Origin of the sequence: Thalassolituus sp. UBA3500 (genome assembly GCF_002377545.1) — a bacterium.
Lineage (GTDB): Bacteria > Pseudomonadota > Gammaproteobacteria > Pseudomonadales > Oceanobacteraceae > Thalassolituus.
Window position 1 is genome coordinate 1 of the sequence record NZ_DFQB01000003.1, and the last position, 18,696, is coordinate 18,696.

At 48.3% G+C, this 18,696-nt stretch carries 18 protein-coding genes; 1 reads left to right on the forward strand and 17 read right to left on the reverse strand.

The window, feature by feature from the left end:
* The 9 genes from B2R29_RS01640 to B2R29_RS01680 form a co-directional block, all read right to left on the reverse strand.
* The coding region (locus B2R29_RS01640) for a hypothetical protein (protein WP_301179496.1) at positions 1 to 2,002 on the reverse strand (2,002 nt) is incomplete at its 3' end.
* 26 nt (positions 2,003 to 2,028) lie between these two features.
* Positions 2,029 to 2,430 carry an RIP homotypic interaction motif-containing protein gene (locus B2R29_RS01645; protein ID WP_204995677.1) on the reverse strand — a complete coding sequence of 134 codons (402 nt, stop codon included), beginning with the start codon at positions 2,428 to 2,430 and terminating at the stop codon, positions 2,029 to 2,031.
* 135 nt (positions 2,431 to 2,565) lie between these two features.
* Positions 2,566 to 3,294 carry a TIGR03747 family integrating conjugative element membrane protein gene (locus B2R29_RS01650; RefSeq protein ID WP_301179497.1) on the reverse strand — a complete coding sequence of 243 codons (729 nt, stop codon included), beginning with the start codon at positions 3,292 to 3,294 and terminating at the stop codon, positions 2,566 to 2,568.
* A gap of 17 nt (positions 3,295 to 3,311) precedes the next feature.
* Positions 3,312 to 5,330, reverse strand: coding sequence for a type IV conjugative transfer system coupling protein TraD (traD, locus tag B2R29_RS01655; protein ID WP_301179498.1), 2,019 nt, complete (start codon positions 5,328 to 5,330; stop codon positions 3,312 to 3,314).
* Between the two features lie 37 nt (positions 5,331 to 5,367).
* Positions 5,368 to 5,793 (reverse strand): integrating conjugative element protein, encoded by a 426-nt coding sequence (locus B2R29_RS01660; RefSeq protein ID WP_258331340.1) that lies wholly within the window; start codon positions 5,791 to 5,793, stop codon positions 5,368 to 5,370.
* Positions 5,794 to 5,861: 68 nt separating this feature from the next.
* The gene (locus B2R29_RS01665; protein ID WP_301179499.1) at positions 5,862 to 6,353 is read right to left on the reverse strand and encodes a transglycosylase SLT domain-containing protein; all 492 of its coding nucleotides are present in this window, start codon (positions 6,351 to 6,353) and stop codon (positions 5,862 to 5,864) included.
* 56 nt (positions 6,354 to 6,409) lie between these two features.
* A complete protein-coding gene (locus tag B2R29_RS01670; protein ID WP_301179500.1) occupies positions 6,410 to 7,240 on the reverse strand; it encodes a TIGR03759 family integrating conjugative element protein in 831 nt (276 codons plus the stop codon).
* Positions 7,237 to 8,061, reverse strand: coding sequence for a FimV/HubP family polar landmark protein (locus B2R29_RS01675; RefSeq protein ID WP_301179501.1), 825 nt, complete (start codon positions 8,059 to 8,061; stop codon positions 7,237 to 7,239). Before B2R29_RS01675 ends, B2R29_RS01670 begins: the two co-directional genes overlap by 4 nt.
* Positions 8,062 to 8,241: 180 nt before the next feature.
* The gene (locus B2R29_RS01680; protein ID WP_204995684.1) at positions 8,242 to 8,586 is read right to left on the reverse strand and encodes a hypothetical protein; all 345 of its coding nucleotides are present in this window, start codon (positions 8,584 to 8,586) and stop codon (positions 8,242 to 8,244) included.
* Between the two features lie 216 nt (positions 8,587 to 8,802).
* Between B2R29_RS01680 and B2R29_RS01685 the strand changes: the two genes are divergently transcribed.
* Positions 8,803 to 8,925 (forward strand): hypothetical protein, encoded by a 123-nt coding sequence (locus B2R29_RS01685; RefSeq protein WP_255473987.1) that lies wholly within the window; start codon positions 8,803 to 8,805, stop codon positions 8,923 to 8,925.
* Between the two features lie 21 nt (positions 8,926 to 8,946).
* Here the strand turns inward: B2R29_RS01685 and B2R29_RS01690 are convergent, their stop codons facing one another.
* The 8 genes from B2R29_RS01690 to B2R29_RS01725 all read right to left on the reverse strand — a co-directional run bounded on the left by B2R29_RS01690 (position 8,947) and on the right by B2R29_RS01725 (position 18,068).
* On the reverse strand, positions 8,947 to 9,222 hold the full coding sequence (locus tag B2R29_RS01690; RefSeq protein ID WP_301179502.1) for a hypothetical protein: 276 nt from the start codon (positions 9,220 to 9,222) through the stop codon (positions 8,947 to 8,949).
* An 18-nt stretch (positions 9,223 to 9,240) separates the two neighbouring features.
* Positions 9,241 to 9,813 carry a phage integrase N-terminal domain-containing protein gene (locus tag B2R29_RS01695; protein WP_301179503.1) on the reverse strand — a complete coding sequence of 191 codons (573 nt, stop codon included), beginning with the start codon at positions 9,811 to 9,813 and terminating at the stop codon, positions 9,241 to 9,243.
* 838 nt (positions 9,814 to 10,651) lie between these two features.
* A complete protein-coding gene (locus tag B2R29_RS01700; protein WP_301179504.1) occupies positions 10,652 to 11,500 on the reverse strand; it encodes a cation diffusion facilitator family transporter in 849 nt (282 codons plus the stop codon).
* Between the two features lie 4 nt (positions 11,501 to 11,504).
* Positions 11,505 to 11,927, reverse strand: a complete 423-nt coding sequence (locus B2R29_RS01705; protein WP_258331336.1) for an MgtC/SapB family protein — start codon at positions 11,925 to 11,927, stop codon at positions 11,505 to 11,507.
* A 245-nt stretch (positions 11,928 to 12,172) separates the two neighbouring features.
* Positions 12,173 to 12,454 carry a hypothetical protein gene (locus tag B2R29_RS01710; protein WP_258331335.1) on the reverse strand — a complete coding sequence of 94 codons (282 nt, stop codon included), beginning with the start codon at positions 12,452 to 12,454 and terminating at the stop codon, positions 12,173 to 12,175.
* A gap of 95 nt (positions 12,455 to 12,549) precedes the next feature.
* Entirely contained in the window at positions 12,550 to 15,660 is a 3,111-nt protein-coding gene (locus tag B2R29_RS01715; protein ID WP_301179505.1) for an efflux RND transporter permease subunit, read from the reverse strand.
* A 12-nt stretch (positions 15,661 to 15,672) separates the two neighbouring features.
* Positions 15,673 to 16,740 (reverse strand): efflux RND transporter periplasmic adaptor subunit, encoded by a 1,068-nt coding sequence (locus B2R29_RS01720; protein ID WP_301179506.1) that lies wholly within the window; start codon positions 16,738 to 16,740, stop codon positions 15,673 to 15,675.
* On the reverse strand, positions 16,740 to 18,068 hold the full coding sequence (locus B2R29_RS01725) for a TolC family protein (protein ID WP_204995689.1): 1,329 nt from the start codon (positions 18,066 to 18,068) through the stop codon (positions 16,740 to 16,742). Before B2R29_RS01725 ends, B2R29_RS01720 begins: the two co-directional genes overlap by 1 nt.
* Positions 18,069 to 18,696 lie beyond the last annotated feature (628 nt).

Consider the following 18,696-nt stretch of genomic DNA (forward strand, 5'->3'; position numbering starts at 1 on the left):
GACACAGAATTCTGAACACTACCGCGGCTAGACGCTCATATTGACTTGTGACTGGCTGACACAGAATTTTGAACGCCCTCGAATCTTCCCATCCAGACCCAACTGCGATTCCGTAAGCTGACATAAAAATCTCAGCATCGTCGTCAACTTTTGACAAAGCAGATTCAACGAGGTGTTGAGCACGTGGGGAACCTATTGATTGAGCTAATTTAGCTACCCTAATTAGAGACTGAGGATTAGCATCGTCTCTACCCTTCCATTCTTCTTCAACAAAGTGATGAAGACTTTCCCAATCTCCAGAAGAGATGGCTATGTTAACAAGAAGTTCTTTATGTCTATCTTTAACTTTTGAGTCTTCAATTAACTCCAGTTCTTTCTTGGCGTCTGAGAATCGGCCAAGCTGATAATAACTGACCGCCATCAATCCTCGAAGTTGATCGGACTGACATACAAAGTCAGAATTTTCATTGAGAAATTTCAATACCTCATCAGGTTGCTTACAGTAATGTATCGAAAATGCCAAACTGATTGCATCTTCTAATGATCGGGTTCTTTCAAATAGATCCAATGCATAACCATGCATTTCTTCCCATTCAGACAGGTTTTCTAGTTTCTTTACCAGAAGAACGAGATCTGGCAACTCGTTTGTTCTATTAAATTGCTCCTTATATTTACCAATTGACTCATCACCACATGACTCGGCGATAATATTCTCAAGCTTTAATCTTTGAGCTTCAGGCAATCCATATTCAATCAACTCGGTCAAGCAAGACGATGCTGCATCAACGTCACCACTTCTGGATAGCGCTTCAATTTGAATTGAGTCGATATAAATTCTGTCTAGGCATTGGTATAGCTGGTCTTTATACTTCCCTACATATTGAGCGACATCCTTGGGGGAATTTTGCTCAAACGCTAAAGCTAACCGGCCCAGTGCAATCTCTGTAGAGATTCCTCCGGAACGAACAATACTTTGCTGTATTTCTGATTCAAACTGTTTTAGATCGATCGGAATCCCAAATTGTAGTGCCAATGGAACTCTTCTAATTTTGTGGTCTGAATCACTCAGGCTTGCTTTTAACTCATCTAAAGCATCAGTCCTTAATTCGGTGTCTCTTAGACGCAACCAAAGATTATAGTCACTTGCGATATTTGCAGCTTGACTACAACCTGAATTTTCTGCCGCCTTGCTACACAACAAAAAATTACGAATAGCCAGCCTGCGACTATTTAGAGAAACATCGTCATCAAACAATCTAATTGATGCATCTAAAGGCGGGTGCCTCAATAAAGCACTTCTTAATTCTTCTGGAGCAGCTTTAAGCAAATTTGATAATGCGGCACTAAAGTACAATACAGGCGTTATTTCAAAGTCTTGACTTACAAGCTTCCCTACACAGTCAAATGCTTCATCCCAGTTTCCAGCATCTAATTGATGAGATATGAATAAAAACTTGCCATCAGAGTCTAGATCAAGAAAGTCATGCCCTGCACTTTTCAGCCATTCAATACCCTCTGCGGGGGTATCGTGGTGAATGACCACTAAGAAGCAAGCCGTAACTGACTGTAAAGTGTCAATTTTCGACAAAATTGACAGCGCTAACGATCTATCACCTTCTGAAGAGGCAATGAAAGCCTTAGCGATAGAAACCTCTTCCGACCCTGAGTGTTTCTCGGCTTCTTCAAGAGATTTTTTAGCAGCAGCTATATCCTTATATGCAAGAACCCTTGAACACCAAGCTAAAGCTATACCCCTTACTGGATCAGCACTTGCGGAATACTCCCCATCCAAAAGCTTATGACAAAACTTCTTTGCCCGGTCTGCAGGCTCTACTTCTCCTACAAAAAATCGCGCTGCCCTTAAGTCCAATAATTCCTGTGCTATGGTCTTTGAAACAATGTTTTGCGGGTAGGAGTTTAAAAAATAGTTGTACTGATTGTTTCCATCACCTATTTGAGCCCCTTGAACATTAAGAGGGTTGCTTCCATCATTTTCAGACATAACTAATTCCTGCCCCCTCAACTTGGCTAAAATTTATTAATTTGCGTGTTATTGTCCCCTATCTGAACCCCTTTTCCGCCTTGAACAGTTACATTGTATTTGCCAGTATCGAAACCGTTCTTATCTAACAGCTCATATAGCGCCTGAGCTTTATCAACAAGCTCAGCCGAAGGCTCAGGTATGGATTCAGACAATTTCTTTTCAACTGGCACCTGAAATGTTTCGGGATCATCCTCCAAATTAGATATTAATATATTGGCTTCTTGCTCCAGCTTACTGTCATTACCACTAACTTGGTTGTTCCAATGATGAATAACCAAAGTTCTTAAACCAGAATATGCGTCTTTAACTGCTTGGCTAGCAGTATCTTTTAACGCGGCAGATGAGCCCGCCACTAGTGCGCCAACTATCATCGAAATAGGTTCCATGGGGAATTTCCTCTAAAATTTATACTAAATCCCTCCGACACGATCATAAGACTTCGAAACTTCACGCAAAGGGGGTCTACGACACTGCTATTTATAAATGGGGGGTAACATCTTGATATTCAACCCAAAACAATGTCAAAAGTACTTCTTTAACCTCTCAAACGCTACACGAACAGCCAAACCATAAAGGCAAGCAAAGGGCAGGATGATAAAGGAGGGATTTAAACTATATGGAAGGCCAATATAGATCACACAGGCCATAACAAATGCAGGCATGATAGATCGTTTGGCCAGGTTAAAGACGTTGCTGCTTTCCCTGCCACCACCCCAGCGCCTGAGGTCTCGTTCTACCAAACCATCAATCGCCCCAACTAATCCGGTGAGTGCGAAAACCGGTAACGAGAATAGAATCAACGTCAACCGGATAACAAAGGTCTGCGAGACATAACCTGCCGCTAGAATATAGCTATCATAGCGGCTATAGAGCCCACTTGCCCAGTCTGCAACCGCTGAAAAAATTCTACCTGAGTCGTTTGGTGGCGTTTGCTTGACGCCCATCAACGCTACTTGCTGATCGATCCAGCGAACAGCCCGCTCTGCCTTTACAGAAGCTAGGCGTTTGTAATTCACAGACTGCTGCTGGAGGTGTTGGTTGAGGTAGGCCTGATCGGCTTGGAATATTTCTTTGGCGTGGCCATCTCTCTGATCTGGCCAGAAATACACCATACCCACCCACTCGATGAAAATAGAGAGTATCAGGCTAATTATTAACCAGGCAATTAGCTGCGTAGTGCCAGAGAGCAACCTGCCTATGAGACCGGGTTCTTTTCTTCTGGGGGGCTGATACTGCTGTGACTTGGCCATGGGCTTATCAGCCTTGCCTATCGACCATAATAGCTCGGCCAGTCCACGACTGACGTATAACTGCGCCGCATATGCTGGAGCATGTCGCCTAAATCGTCGGGCAGCTCCTGATCATCCATTTTGGACGGCATGGGAATTCGGATTTTCCACAGTTCACTGCCTCTAAGCAGGACGAATGCCTGCCCTTTGGGAAGCGCCACAATATCAGCAGGTGAAATCATGGGCACGCGGCTAATGCTTACCCGGTCCTGATTATTGGAGGTGAAACCAATACCCGCAGAAGTATCGACATTGTCGGTGACACCGGAAACCGCCATGATTTCGCTGACACTCACCTCGGGTAGCTGCTTGGTGAACATCTCACAGGTCGCCACCTCTTTCACGCCCATGATCAGCATAGTGCCGATGTTGCCTGCCAACTGTCCGGCTTTCGCTTCGCTACCCAGCTCGGCAATCGGGTCGCTCCAAGTCTGTGTGTACAGATTAAGTTGGTAACCAGCCCCGCCGCTTTTATTAATCAGCGTCTTGAACTGCGGCCCGATCAAGTCGGAAAATTCGTCCCCGTGAATCACAATATTCGGTGGTTTCTTGGTGTGCTCGTTCGTATTACTGGGCGCTATACCATGTTTATAGATATGACCCGCCAAACTGGTCAGATCACTGAACATGGAAGCGCCCACCGCACTGGCTACTTCTGGATCGGTGAGTGCGTCCAGCCCCACATAGACGACTGCGTTAGACCTTATTGCTTGCGCCCATTCCAACACCGGGCGTTGGTCGTCGGTGTTCGCCTTATCGGGTGCCAGGATAGAAGCGATGTTGCCGGTGGTTAGCTTTTCCAGGAAGGGCTTGATGGACACCGTGATTTTCAAGAAATACTCACGGTCATAGCGAAAAGCAGACATTAGCCCTTCTAACACCTGATCGAAAGTCGCATGGGTATTGAGATAGCGCACCATTGCCAGTGCCTCAGGGTCTTTGCCCTGATCGATCCTTGGCAACGACTTTATGTTGATACTGTCTTGCAGCTCCCCCAGCTCATCCTGCCAATCCTCCGGGCCATGCTCTGCCAGCCAATGACGGCCATACAGAATCAACAGAGCATCGATATCGGTGATATAGCGACGAATTTTGAGGTAATCCGGTGTTTCACCCATCGCCACCAGCGCCACGGCAATGACATTGATGAATTGCCAGGCGAATTCTTTAAACGCACTGGCCTCACCTTCACCCGGCAACTGGCTGGCGATTCGCGTCGCGACCTCTGTAATCCGCGAAAAAGAACCAATGGCGTTGTACCGGGCACTCAGCTCGGGATAGCCCAGATGAAAGATAATGAGTTGACGCCCTGCTTTCTGGGCTTCGACATAGATGCGCTTTAGATAATCGGCATCTCCTTTCGGGTCTAACACGATGACACAGTTGTTGCCGCGTCGAATATCCTGGGTGGTCAGCACTTCGGCCAGCCGGGTTTTGCCATGGCGAGTTCGGGCGATCACCACCATATGTCCGACCCGGTCACTGAGCGGCATTGTGGCATTGGTTTCCCCTCTGATCCCGACGCCGTGTATGACGGCATCGCCCCCAATGGCTGGCGGGGGACGGACGGGATTCAGAGGGGAATCTAGTGCAGTCCATCGCATGATCGTTCGCAATAGGGGCGTATGCTCCCATTCGATCTCTTTGCGACGAACCCATTGTTTGATGGCGCTGGGCTGCAGATAACGTTCAGCGCGTTTATCGCGGGCAGCGTAGAGTCGTTCGGTGTGTGTCTGGTTCCAGCGAAAACCCCGCCCTAAGAACAATACCGATTGACTCACCGGCACTTGAGAAGAAGACATGACATAGCGTGGGCTGCGCTTGAGATGACGCTGGTATTGAATCACACGCCAGGCCTGACGACCGCGCCACACACCGATCCCACCCAAACACCCGGCGCTGAACAGGGCAACCGATGGGGTCATCATCAAAGTGTGTGGTGCAGCTAACACGATCCCCGCACAACTCAACGCCACTATCGCCGAAGACAGTTCCACAGGGGGCGCAATAACACCTCGACTTCATACCGGTCGGTCACTGCTCCCAACCCTCCTTTGATAGCAAGATCGGGTAGTGACTCAGACCCAGCTTAGTGGCGAAACCTTCGGCTGAAGCGGGCACCAGACGAAGCCCTTCCGCGATAGTCAAAACCGCCTCAATCTCCTGGCGATCCCTCGCCTCAATCAATAGGCCAACGGCTCCGATACGGATAAGCAGCTCACGCTTTTCAGCCAACCAGTCTCGCGATTTCTGATCAGACCCCACCAAAAACAAGGGCCGCTGCAAGTAGCGCAATGCTTTTGGGGTGACTGTGACCTTACCCGGCTGCATTGAAGGTGTGGTGATCGGCAGCTTGAACGGCAATTGGCGATTCGCGTCCTGAGCAGTGGGCTTTTCTTGTGGCGCTCGTTTCGGCAGATAGGGCTCAAGCGGTAAGGTATCGCCTGAGTCATAAATCACGGTTAGTGGTTCTCTGGCGTGAGCCCCTAAACACAACAACAGGCACAGCAGTCCGAATAGCCCTCGCATTAGAACCACTCCCGCCAATACTGCCTTACACGCTCTCGGTAACGCTGAGCGCTGTCGAGCGATTCCGCGTCCTGGCCGGGGTCGTGGTAGCGCGCTACCGCCTCCCACCAGTCATTAGTCTGCTCAAACTGCTCGTACAGAATCGTGGCTCCAGCACTGAGGTTCTTAATAGGCACCAGCGATTCGTCAATCGTGGCAAACCGTTGCCCGTGCCAACGCCAGTTAACTTGCATCAACCCGATATCAACTGACTGCCTATTTCGGATAGCCTGGGAAACTCGGTGAATTGCATCTTGCTGGGATTCGCAAAAGACGCTTTGGCCATCGATATTCAACGCCCAGGGCCACGGTACCCGCTCACCGCGATAATGCGTACCGCTTTCTGCCATTGCTATCGCATAGAGAATATCGACAGGGACTTGATGGCTCTTGGCAACTATTAAATAGGCCACTGGCACTTCTTCCAATGCGACCGCCGCCACTGATTGCATCAATGTCACCCCGGCGATCCACGGTTTAACTAAACATGACCTCATCAAATAAGGCTTCATAACCCTAAACTCTCCCTGCTCAACTGAAAAAAACGTCCATTACGCTTTAAAAAGATCGGCATGGTATCTACCGGTGAAACTGTGGATTGACTCTTCAATCGCTGGAGTAACCCCTCATCACGGTTTAGTGTGAGATGCCGTCCATTGAGCCAGGTCGTTTTTATCGCGTGGGCATTCGCCCATGCTCTAACAGCCCCATCATCTTGAGCATCGCGGACGTACACATCGACACCGCTTTGTTGAGTGCTCGACAACAAACCCATTAATCGGTTAATCACCGGCAAGCACTCACGGCAATTTGGCGGTACAAAAAGAAGCAGACGGTCTCCATCAACAAAGCGTTTTTGCGCTAATCGTTTCGCGTCCTTCATTGCAAGCTTCTGTTGTTGGTGCGCAAAGTAAGGAGCCAACAAGCGGTGATCTAACATCTTTGCATTGGGGAACAGACGTTCGAAGGCAGCGCGGTAGGCTTGTTGAAATCTCAACGTGCGCCCGGTTAAATCAAATTCCTGTTGCGCATACAGCTCGGCGTAACGCTGTTCTTCCTGCGGAGACTCTGCAAACATCCCAAGTGCTAACAATGGATCAAGGTCGGGATTCCATTTTCCTAATGGGCCACGCATTAAATCGAGATAACGCTGATACTCTTCTTGATCTAATCCCCACCGTTTCGCCAAGGTCTGTAATTCAATCGTTCGGCTGATCGGCGTTTCAGCACCAGGGGTTTGTGATGTGTGTGTTAAAACCTCATTCGTATCCGCAATCGCTGCGCCGGAAATAGACAAAAGTAAAATCAACCCTATTGCTAAAGTACGCTGGTGATTCACGGTGTCACCTCACGCTGAATCCATAGACGGTAGTGCTCGTCAACGAGCTGACTGGCTTCAAATGCGGTTGGCAATGTTTCAGGATTAACAGGCGGTAGTTTCAGCATCGCACCAGCTAATAGATGATTCATATTGTCATTGGCAAACGCATGGGGATTCGCATGAAAGAGGTAAACCAGAACCTGGTCTATTGTCATGCCTGGGAGATCGAGCTGGCTGGCGATGCGGCTTAAAATGTCACCCCGCTGCACAGGACCGTAGCTTTGACGATCTTGCTGCGCGGCTGAAAGTGCCCCCGGCTCTTTCGACGGCAATGAGTTTATTTCCTTCTGATCCAACCATTGTTGTTTGGCGATCTCCATCTCTTCAGCAGTAGCAAATTGACCAAACCCTTCACGCAACTGATAGCGCACTGAGCGCTTGACTGGATTGATTAGAGGTCGAAAGCTTTTCCCGCCCAAGGTGGTCAAAGCATCCATTAACGTCATTGATCCCAAATTTCGATGCGGTTCGGGAAGTGTCAAAACCAACAAAAGGTATTGTTCATCTGCCTCATGAGAGTCGTCTAATTGAAAACCATAGGGCTTCAACAGGAAATCCAGCGCCCCTCCTACTGTGGTAATTTTCTCTGGTACTCGTAGATCGACAATGCTTTTCAGCAGGTCGGTTTTTGCAACCTCAGGCCCCACCTGAACAGTGAGATAGCGACTCTCAAAAATACGACTATCCGTCGTGTCCGCAGTGTCTGCCTGCACCGATAACGGATAAACGAATACTACTGCCAGTATCGCCACCCACCTGCCAATCGCTATCTCTCGCATGAATACCACCATTCATCCAATCATTAAAAACGGTCACCAGATTAGAGGTGGCAGCTTGCTAGTGGCAGCAAAAAGCTTTCACGGGCAAAAGAAAGAATAGGATTGATCGATTTTCAAGGAGTGAGGGAGGGAGATGTAAGAATGATAAAGGCCTGACGGGAGTCAGACCTTTATCGTGGGTTACTGGGCAAAAGCCAGTTGATCATTAACTTCTAGTCGCATAGCCGGTGTTGGCTGCCAGTGCTTCAGTACTACGAGGGTTTCCCACCGTACACTTGTGACACCTATCATCGACGTTTCTGTCAACTGACCTTGCAGCTGTGTTAACAACGCACGGGTACTGTAACTTTCTGAGATTGTGCCTTCGGCACTGATACTCAGGATATTTTCCTCAATGCCTATATCGATATAGCCTGCATCGACAAACTCGGTTTCTCGCAACTTGCTGAGAACGGATCGCACAACAGCATTATCGGCATCTGCTTTGAGTTTTACTGCACCTCGCATTTCCAGGTACTCCATCATCTTTCTCCTCATCGTTGAATGAACAAGAGAAATATGTCCCTACGGGAAATCATTTCTCCCGTAGGGGTGGTATAACTGGCTAACGTATCAGCAGTTGCTTGTAACGTTTTCGGGCCATACCGATTGATTGGCAGCGTAACTGCCGGGTACTATTGAGACTGCAATAGCCACAGTGTGATTCGTCATGAGGTTTCAGCGTCAAGGAGGAACGCAGGCATGAGCCGAGTAGTCCTTGATGCGATTGATCATTCTCACCCTCTCAAAGGGGTTGCAGTGCTGCTGCAACCCCTGCTACCGGCGAGGGCGGGAAGGCCCAGCGGCCAGGGCAGCGCCCGTTGAGCGTAACTCCTGAATGATTGCTTACCGCCCGAGATACACCGCCGTGATTTGCTCACGCTCATGACCGAGCTCCTGAGAAATCGCCCAGCGAGCCACCTGATCATTCGCGCGTTCTTCTTCAGTGAGTTCACTGCTAGATGGGCCACCACAGGCGGGTGCCTGCTTTCCGGTGAGTTCGTAATATCGCTCTTGCGCATAGCGGTGACGCAAACCATGCAACTTGGATAGCCCTGCCTTTTGCGTCTCACGTTCATAGAGGCGCATTTGCTGAACATACATCAGGTGGGATGGAATCAATGAACCTTTCCCGGCTACCTATCGTGCCCGCCGGAGAACATCCCGCTGCTCGTCGGTTCGAATAGGAATTTCTCGTGCCCGCCCTCCTTTACACCAGGTAGATTTCAAACGAATGTAGGTATTTCGGTCTGCGTAGTCCGGACTGAACTTAATTGCTTCTTCCCGCCTCAGGCCAAAGGCTTTTTGCAGTTCCAGGCTGATTCTTAAATGTGGATCGCTGATTTTTTCGAGCAGCTCCTGATCCAGGTCACGCGCTTTCGACACGTTAGTGACAAAGACCCGAGAGTCAATGCCGTAATAGGCATTGTCCTTAGCAACTACATTTTGCTTACCGATTTTTTCAGCCCACCAACGCAACGCTGCAAGACGATTTTTGATCGTACCGGGAGTCAGCCCTTCTTCGAGGTATTTGGTGACCAAAGCATCGACATGCTTAGGCTTGAGAGATTTCGCCTCCATTCGCCGATAGCCCAATTCATTAAGATGATTCGCCATCGTTTGTAACAACTGAAAGCGTTCAGCTTGTGTGGCGCGACTGCCATCTTGATTGCGCTGACATAAATCCTTTAATTGATAATTGAGATCTTTCACAGACAACTCCTCGTCGAGAATTAAAGCGTGTTCACATTCTCGAAAAAGAAGATATGCTGAGTCGTTAGTTAACCTTTCAAGGCCGAAGGAAATAATCTTCAAGTATTTATTGATGCATCAATCTAATGCCAATCAGCCGACAGCTAAGTATTACCGGCATTGAAGCAAAAAAATTGATCGTGCGTTATAGATAGCTTCGTTTGTGTCTAATCGTTCCGGTCAGGCTTGTTGTCCGTTCTTCGCCTAAGACGACTGTTCTGAACGGACAAATTGCCCTATGGAACAGACGTGCGACCGTTCAGAACAGTCGTCTTCAAGCTGGAACAGTGCGGTGTTAAAGTTTCGGTCAGTGTTTATGACTGTCCAGCCACCACAGTGGATGGAGAAGCAATCTCAAAATCAGATTGCTAACGTCACGGGACACCACTCCCACAAAACCTGAATAGCGGCATAACCAACAATGCCAATTCCCGGATGGGTACGACAGGGTTTCGTTTTCACGCTTTAGACAGTACTACTACTTTCATTTTTTCTTTTGCCAGGCATTTCTCCTTATTTATCTATACAACTAAGTGATAAGCCACTCATCGCGGTTGCGTGAATCAACTTGAAAAGCCCTTTCGAGCCGGTTTGCTATTGAGAGTGCAATAGCCACACATTGAGGTTTTAGTATCCATAAAGTGAAGAGAAAATACCCTGATAATGCTTTCGGCATGTCAGGAATATTTATAGAGATCAGTATTCATGGGGGTTAGCGATTTATCGTACCCCACGTCACTGCATTTGGTTGCAGTGACGTGGGCCTTAAACCTCAGGAATAAACTCTCATATTCCTCACCTATATTTCTTCTATAGTGCAATGAGTAATTCCGAAATTCTGTTTTAATGCTGACCTAACCGCCGATTTAATGGTAGCTCGATCAGTCCCCCTTAAAGATAAATGTCCTTCAAAAAACAACCTATTTTCATCCAGCTGCCAAACATGCACATGCTCTACCTGATCAACCCCTTCAATATCATTCAAAGTACATTTGATGTCATTAATACTGATCCCCTCCGGGACTGCCTGCATGAGAATCAAAATGCATTTTTTTAGCAATACTATACCGTGATAAATGACGTAGACAGATATGGCTATCGTCGCAATAACATCCACGATATACAGCTGATAAAGAATAATCATGACACCGGCGACAATCACTGCAACAGAAGCCAGCGCATCGGATACGTTGTGAATAAACGCCGCTCGAATATTCATACTTTCCCTAGCCCCAGCAGAATAGGTTAGAAATGCCGTACCAATATCAATAACCAAGGCAATACCAGCCACCCAAAACACTATCCAACCATCAATAGGTGTCGGATTAAAGAATTTGTTAAAAGCTTCATAGATCAGATAAAGGCCAATGACAATTAACGTTGTGCTATTAATGAGAACACCCAGAATCTCAGCGCGCTTATAGCCATAGGTCATGCTCTCATTCGCATTCTTATTGCCTATTTTTCTAGCGATTACAGCAATGACTATTGCTCCTGCATCACTCAAATTATGCAAGGCATCTGCAACTAGTGACAAACTACCGGATAACACTCCCCCGACAACTTGAGCCACTGTTAGAAAAATATTGATTAAGACTGCGATGGATAGTTTCCGGTCTACCCCGTGCTCATGACTATGCATTCCCATTTTTCTATTCCTTTTGCTTTAATATAGGCAGGTGATGGAGCGCCAACAATCCAAACAGCAGTACTGCAGACAGCACCGGTAGTAGTAACATTTTGAAAGCAACAGCAAGGCCCACCGCAGCTGTTGCCCAAATCGTTGCGGCAGTAGTCAAGCCGCTTATCTTATCTTCAGACTTAAAAATAATACCAGCTCCGATAAAACCTATTCCTGATACCACCTGAGCCGCGATTCGGGTAGGATCAGGCGCATCAACATGCATGGACACTAATCCGAAAGTGCAAGCTCCCATAGAAATAGCTGCATAGGTTCGAATACCGGCGGAATTTTTATGTAACTCACGTTCCAGCCCAATCAATGCTCCTAAAAAACCTGCAAATAGTAATCTACCGGTCATACTAAATTCTAAAGCCCAATCCAGTTCAAACATTGAAGCTCCTTTAAAAGATAACCACCACTCCGCAGCTTGTTAAACGATTAATCCTGCTCGAGTTTTTCAGCTTGTAAACTAATTTTTTGATACACACCCAAGCCAATCATTAGAAATACCGATGTAATAATTAAAATTGCTGGGTAAATCAACAAAGTAATGTCTGCTGTCCCAGCCTTCAAAATATAGATCAGGCCCTCAATCCCAACGACGATCGAAATTATAACCATGATTTTGGTGAGTGCTTACCTGGCCTCTTTAGGGGAATGCAATTTTTTACTACGAACAACTTCTTCTTCAATCATGTATTTAGCAACGTCCAGAATGGCCACCGAAATGACTATCGCACCTACAGAACTGAGCATCTTAGAGACAAAACCATCGCTCAGACCATCCACAGTTAATACATGAGCCAAAACTTCATAAACAGACCACCCCATAATAAGCAGAGCCATTAAAGTCAATGCAATGGCAGCGACAAAGTAAATAAATACAGAAATACGTTCAAATTTTTTATCTATACCCATTTCATTCCCCTTGGCCCAATACCGGGTTCAACTAAAAACCGCCGCCCCAAACCTTCGGGTGCGGCGGTATAGCCTCTATATAACGTAATTATCCGTTACACTTTTTCACGCGCATGCGCCAACCGATACAGGATAGGTAGCACAAACAAGGTCAGTATGGTTGACGATACAATACCGCCAATCACAACCGTTGCCAGCGGTCGTTGCACTTCTGCACCGGTACCTGTGTTGAGCGCCATAGGCACAAAGCCCAGACTGGCAACCAAAGCTGTCATCAGAACAGGGCGTAGTCGAATTAAAGCACCATCGATGACAGCCGAAGCCAGGTCGCCCCGCTCATGCCAAAGATCGCGGATAAATGCTAACATCACCAACCCGTTCAAAACGGCGACGCCAGACAGGGCGATAAATCCTACCCCGGCAGAAATCGACAAAGGCATATCCCGTAGCCAAAGTGAAATAACACCACCGGTCAGGGCCAGCGGAACGCCGGTAAAGATAATGGCTGCATCTTTAAACGAATTAAACGCCATCACCAATAAACCTAGAATAACAACCAAAGTAATTGGCACCACTATCGACAGACGCTGAGTGGCCGACTCCAGTTGCTCAAAGGTCCCACCGTAATCCAGCCAATAGCCAGCTGGTAGATCGACCTCTTGTGCAATACGGGTTTTAACCTCTGCAACAAAGGAACCGAGATCTCGTCCTCTCACATTGGTTGTGACCACAACGCGGCGCTTGCCGTTTTCACGGCTGATCTGGTTAGGTGCTGGTGCGATATCCAATGTCGCCACCTCAGAAAGCGGCACATAACCGCCATTGCGCAAGGGCACAGGCAGCTCGCTGAGTCCATCCAAGTCCCTGCGTATAGACTCAGGCAGACGAACGATCAATTCAAAGCGCCGGTCACCTTCAAAGATCAGTCCTGCTGGCTCACCACCGATCGCCGCTGCCACCAGGTCTTGCACCATCATCACATTCAGTCCATATCGGGCAATCGCCAAGCGTTTGGGCACCACCGACAGCATGGGTAGACCGGATACCTGTTCTACTCTCGCATCGGCTGCCCCCGGCATGGATTCGATCACGGTTAAAATCTCTTCAGCTGATACCTCCAGCTGCTCAAGATCATCGCCAAACACTTTAATCCCCAAATCGGCACGCACACCAGAAATCAGTTCATTGAATCGCATCTGGATTGGCTGTGTGAACTCATAGTTGTTACCCGGCAATTGTTTAACCGCCTCCTCAATCTCCCTGACCAACTCCGTCTGAGTCATCGTCGGATCGGGCCATTGATCGCGCGGCTTCAGCATCACAAAGTTGTCGGCTACATTGGGCGGCATGGGATCGGTAGCCACTTCAGGAGTGCCAATTTTGGCAAACACCTTATCCACCTGAGGGAACTCCATAATCCGCTCCTCCAGCTGAAATTGCATACTGACAGCCTGCTCCAGGCCAGTACCGGGTATACGCATAGCGTGCAGAGCAATATCACCTTCCTTAAGTTGCGGGATAAACTCAGAGCCCAGTGTTGTTGACAACCAACCGCTGAGAACTACCAGCGACAACGCCGCTGATAACACCCACCAACGCAGTTTCATCGCTCCTTTTAATGCCGGCTCATATACGGATTTAGCCGCGCTAACAACACGGTTTTCCTTTTCACTGATATTACCCGTCATAAACACGGCAATGGCTGCAGGTACAAGCGTCAGCGATAGCACCAAAGCCGCCAGCAGTGCCATGACTACTGTTGCCGCCATAGGGTGGAACATTTTCCCTTCTACACCTGTGAGGGAAAATAGTGGTATATACACTACCGTGATAATCATTACACCGAACAGGCTAGGCCGGATGACCTCATTAGTCGCTTCAAACACCAACTGCAAGCGCTCTTTCAACGGCTGCTTACCACCGTTACTGCGCTGCGCTTCAGCCAAACGGCGAATCGCGTTCTCAACAATGATCACCGCCCCGTCCACGATCAGGCCAAAGTCCAGCGCACCCAGGCTCATCAGGTTCGCCGACACGCCAGCTTTAACCATGCCTGTGATAGTCGCCAGCATCGCTAGCGGAATCACTGCGGCTGTAATCAATGCCGCACGGATATTACCCAGCAACAAGAACAACACCGCGATAACCAGTAACGCCCCTTCCACCAGGTTTTTCTGCACGGTACCAATGGCTTTATCCACTAGCACGGTGCGGTCATACACAGTGTCCAACTTGATACCGTCAGGAAGAGTTTTCTGTATCTGCTCCAACCGCTCAGCAACTGCAAGGGCAACAGTCCGGGAGTTTTCACCCACTAACATCATAGCGGTACCCAGTACGGTTTCTTTGCCATCGCGGGTAGCAGCTCCGGTGCGTAATTCCTTGCCGATCGCTACACCGGCAACATCAGCAATTTTTACAGGCACACCGTCAATGTCTTTGATGACGACTTGCTCGATATCGACAATCGCCTGTAGCTGCCCTGGCGAACGCACCAACAACTGCTGGCCGTTACGTTCAACATAACCGGCTCCACGGTTGTTGTTATTGCTGCGAAGAGCATCACCAATGTCGTCCAACGATACACCAAAAGCCAACATCGCCTGTGGTTTGGGCGTAACATGGTATTGCTTATCATAACCACCGATGGTGTTGATCTCGGTAATGCCTGGCACAAGTGCCAGCTGCGGCTTGATAATCCAGTCCTGAATTTCCCGCAATGCCGTGGCATCGTAGGGGCTGCCGTTGGCCTGTACCGCACCAGGTTCAGCTTCCACCGTGTAGGAAAATATCTCGCCCAAGCCGGTCGCGATAGGCCCCATCGATGGCTCAAGGCCTGGCGGCAATGAACTCTTGATAACGCCCAGTCTCTCATTAATCAGATTGCGGGCAAAATACAGGTCGGTTCCTTCTTCAAACACCACCGTGACTTGCGACAAGCCATAACGGGATAGCGAGCGAGTATAAGAAAGATTGGGGATACCCGCCAAAGCAGTCTCAACCGGATAGGTAATACGTTGCTCAGATTCCAGCGGGGAATACCCAGGTGCTTCAGTGTTAATCTGCACCTGGACATTGGTGATATCGGGTACTGCATCGATGGGTAGCTGTTGGTAGCTCCAAATACCAGAACCTAACAGCACCAGTATCAGGGCTAGCATTAACCAACGCCTCTCGATCGAGAGGCGCAAAATTGATTCAATCATGATTACGTCCTCTTAGTGATCGTGGGAAGCGCCGGATTTTTCCAAGTCGGCTTTGATCAGATAGCTGTTTATGACAACATATTCGTCACCAGGCTTCAGTCCATCCAATACCTCAGTAAAGCGGCTGTCACTGCGACCCAGTGTGACCGGTCGTGCTTCGTAGCGCTCACCTTCTTTGACAAAGACAACCGTGCGGTTTTCAAACGTTTGTAAAGAGCGATTGTCCACTCGCAGGGAGGCTTGTACTTGCTCCACGCTCACCAGACCTTGTAATAACAATCCAGGAGTCCAACGTCCTTGCTTATTATCAATAGCTGCCCGAGCCAGAACAAACGGTTGACCACTGTCGCTGGGAATCAAGTGTTTGATCGTGGACGTTGTTTGTTCAGATTCCACTGACATGGTGACCGGCTGGCCTAAGGCGATACGGCTCATCTGGCCAGGGAATATCTGGAACTCCGCCCAAACCTGATCAAAGTTAGCAACCGTGAACAGTGCCCGCTCCTCCGTCGCTTCACCCTGTGAGGCATGACGAGCCGTAATAATCCCTGAAAAAGGCGCCTTTAAAACATAGCGCTTGAGACTTTCATTCGATTCCACCTCTGCCAACTTTTGCCCTTTTTCGACACGCTCGCCGATACTGACGTTTACCTGTGTAATCGTACCGGGAAAGCGTGCACGAATATGACTGATACGCCCCGGGTCGGCAATCACCCGACCATAGACGGTCAGCGTCTTGTTGATTTCACCAGGACCTGCAACGGCGGTGCTAATACCAGCTTTGCTAGCCATCGCGTCAGCAATTTCAACAACGCCTTCTTGATCTTCTAGATCACCCCCCTCATGACCATGCTCCTCATTCTCTTCTTCATGACCCTCTTCATGGTCATCCCCCTGATGCTCTTCATGGTCATCTCCCTGATGCTCTTCATAATCCTGCTTTGCATGGTCATGTGACTCATGCCCGTGTTGCGCATGGTCATCACTTTCACTGTTGGCAACCAGGCTCACTGTGAGCAACGCTACAAAACCGATGACCAACCCCAACGAACCCTTTTTTTTCAAAATACAAATATTCATTATTTAGCTTCCTGGAAATTGGTGAAAGAATATTGCTCTACCGTCAGCGGTTCTGCGGTAAGTTGTTCAATGTCCGCGCCATAACGCAAAGCGGCGGCGGCGGCATCAATCAAGGTTCGACGCGCACTTAACAACTCTTGCCTGGCAGACACATAATCGACATAGCTATAACGTCCACGTTCATAAGCCTGCTGCGTTCCCTCCAAGGCCTGCTCCAGTGCAGGAACAATGTTCTTACGTAAATCGTCTACGGTGTGAATAGCCTGCTGCCGATTGCTATAAGCGCGATACAGTTGCGCACGCATCGCCAGCAAAGCAGCCTCTCGCTGTACAGAGATCACATCACGAGCGGCTGTGGCTGAACGAATCGCTCCGCTATTTCGACGTCCGGAAAACAAAGGGACGGAAAATCCTGCAACAACAGCTGTGTCATCCGTTTCCTGAAACCGCCGCAATCCAACCGACCAGTTCACATCGCTACGACTCTGGGTCTTGGCCAACCGTAATTCGGTTTCCTTTAGTCGTTCCTCTGCAGCAAAAACCTGAATCGCCGGGTTCAGCTCAACACGTTCATACAGCGTTTCGAATGCCACATCCTTACTAAAACGGTACAAATCACCTTCAGCCCGATTAAAATCCGGCCTTGTCTCTCCCCAAAGTGTACCCAAAGCTACGTTGAGGTAACTCAACTGTTTCTTTTCTGCTGAAACCGTAAGGTGAGCCTGAGCTGCGGCTGCTTCGGCACGCTTAACTTCAGCATCCGGTGACGCGCCAGCCTTAGCCCTTGTTTTGACTGCCACCAATGCGTCCTTCGCCAGCTGATCCGCTTTCTCCGCCAAAGCCACTCGTTGCTGTGCAGCTAACACATCAATGAAACGGCGCGTAACCTCACCCGATAAATCCAAAGCGTCTGCTTGCCTTTGAGCTTCAAACCGACTGAAACCACGATTGACAACCTCGACTCTCGCATCCCGCTTTCCACCCAACTCTAATGCTGATGACAATGAGATCGTCAGCTCCGCCTGGTCAAACCCATTAAAATCGCCCGAACCCGCAAAGTTCTCGGCCCCAAAGTCCAGTTCATAGGCTGGTCGGAGCTCGGCCGTAGCCAACTCGCCTTTCAGCGCTTGCTGACGAAAATCAAAAACCTTCAAAGACGGATTCTTGACCAGGGTACGTTGTATCGCAGTTTGCAATGTGATTGTGTTCTCTGCTGCCTGCAATGAAATAACGGGCAGCATCAGCAAACCGATTAGGGCAAAGCCGACTCCTAACCTTTTTCGGTTGCTTCGGGGCGCAACTACGGCCCCATGTTCAATACTTAGCATGGTATTAATCCTACATAAGCGTGACAAATCAGGGCATCATCGCTCTAACGGCGATAAACCCAATAAAAGACTGTGCGTAGGATTAGACTTAGGGAGGACGGCCTAGCGAAGAAGAAATGTAATTAGGCTTAACACTGCTTAGACTTAATAGGCGAACTTTGCCTTTCGCAGAGACATGACTGAATGTGGGTGTGACAATAGAATTGAAATGGGGACAATGATTGTGGTGGCAATCTATCGAATCTGCTGAAGACAGACCTGCATCTAATTGGTCTGCAATACTATTACCATCTTCGGTATCGGTAAAACTGTGATATATCCCTTGTGGGTCTGTATCTGAATGATGTTCCTCATGAGAGTCAGCCACAGCCAACACTGACTGCAGAGCAATCAGTACGACTAACATGTAAGGCACCCATTTTCTCATGACACATCTAATAACTGTTAAAGGACTTTAAAGAAATAGCTCGACCACTTACGACAAACTAAACTTTTTTTAGTTCATCATATATTACCTAATTTGTCAATTTTAGCCCTATCATGCACCTACTCTTAGCCTTTATTTTCATACTAGAGGTTACTTACAATCAAAAGTCGGCTCTCATCTAGCCCGGATTTCTCATAGTGC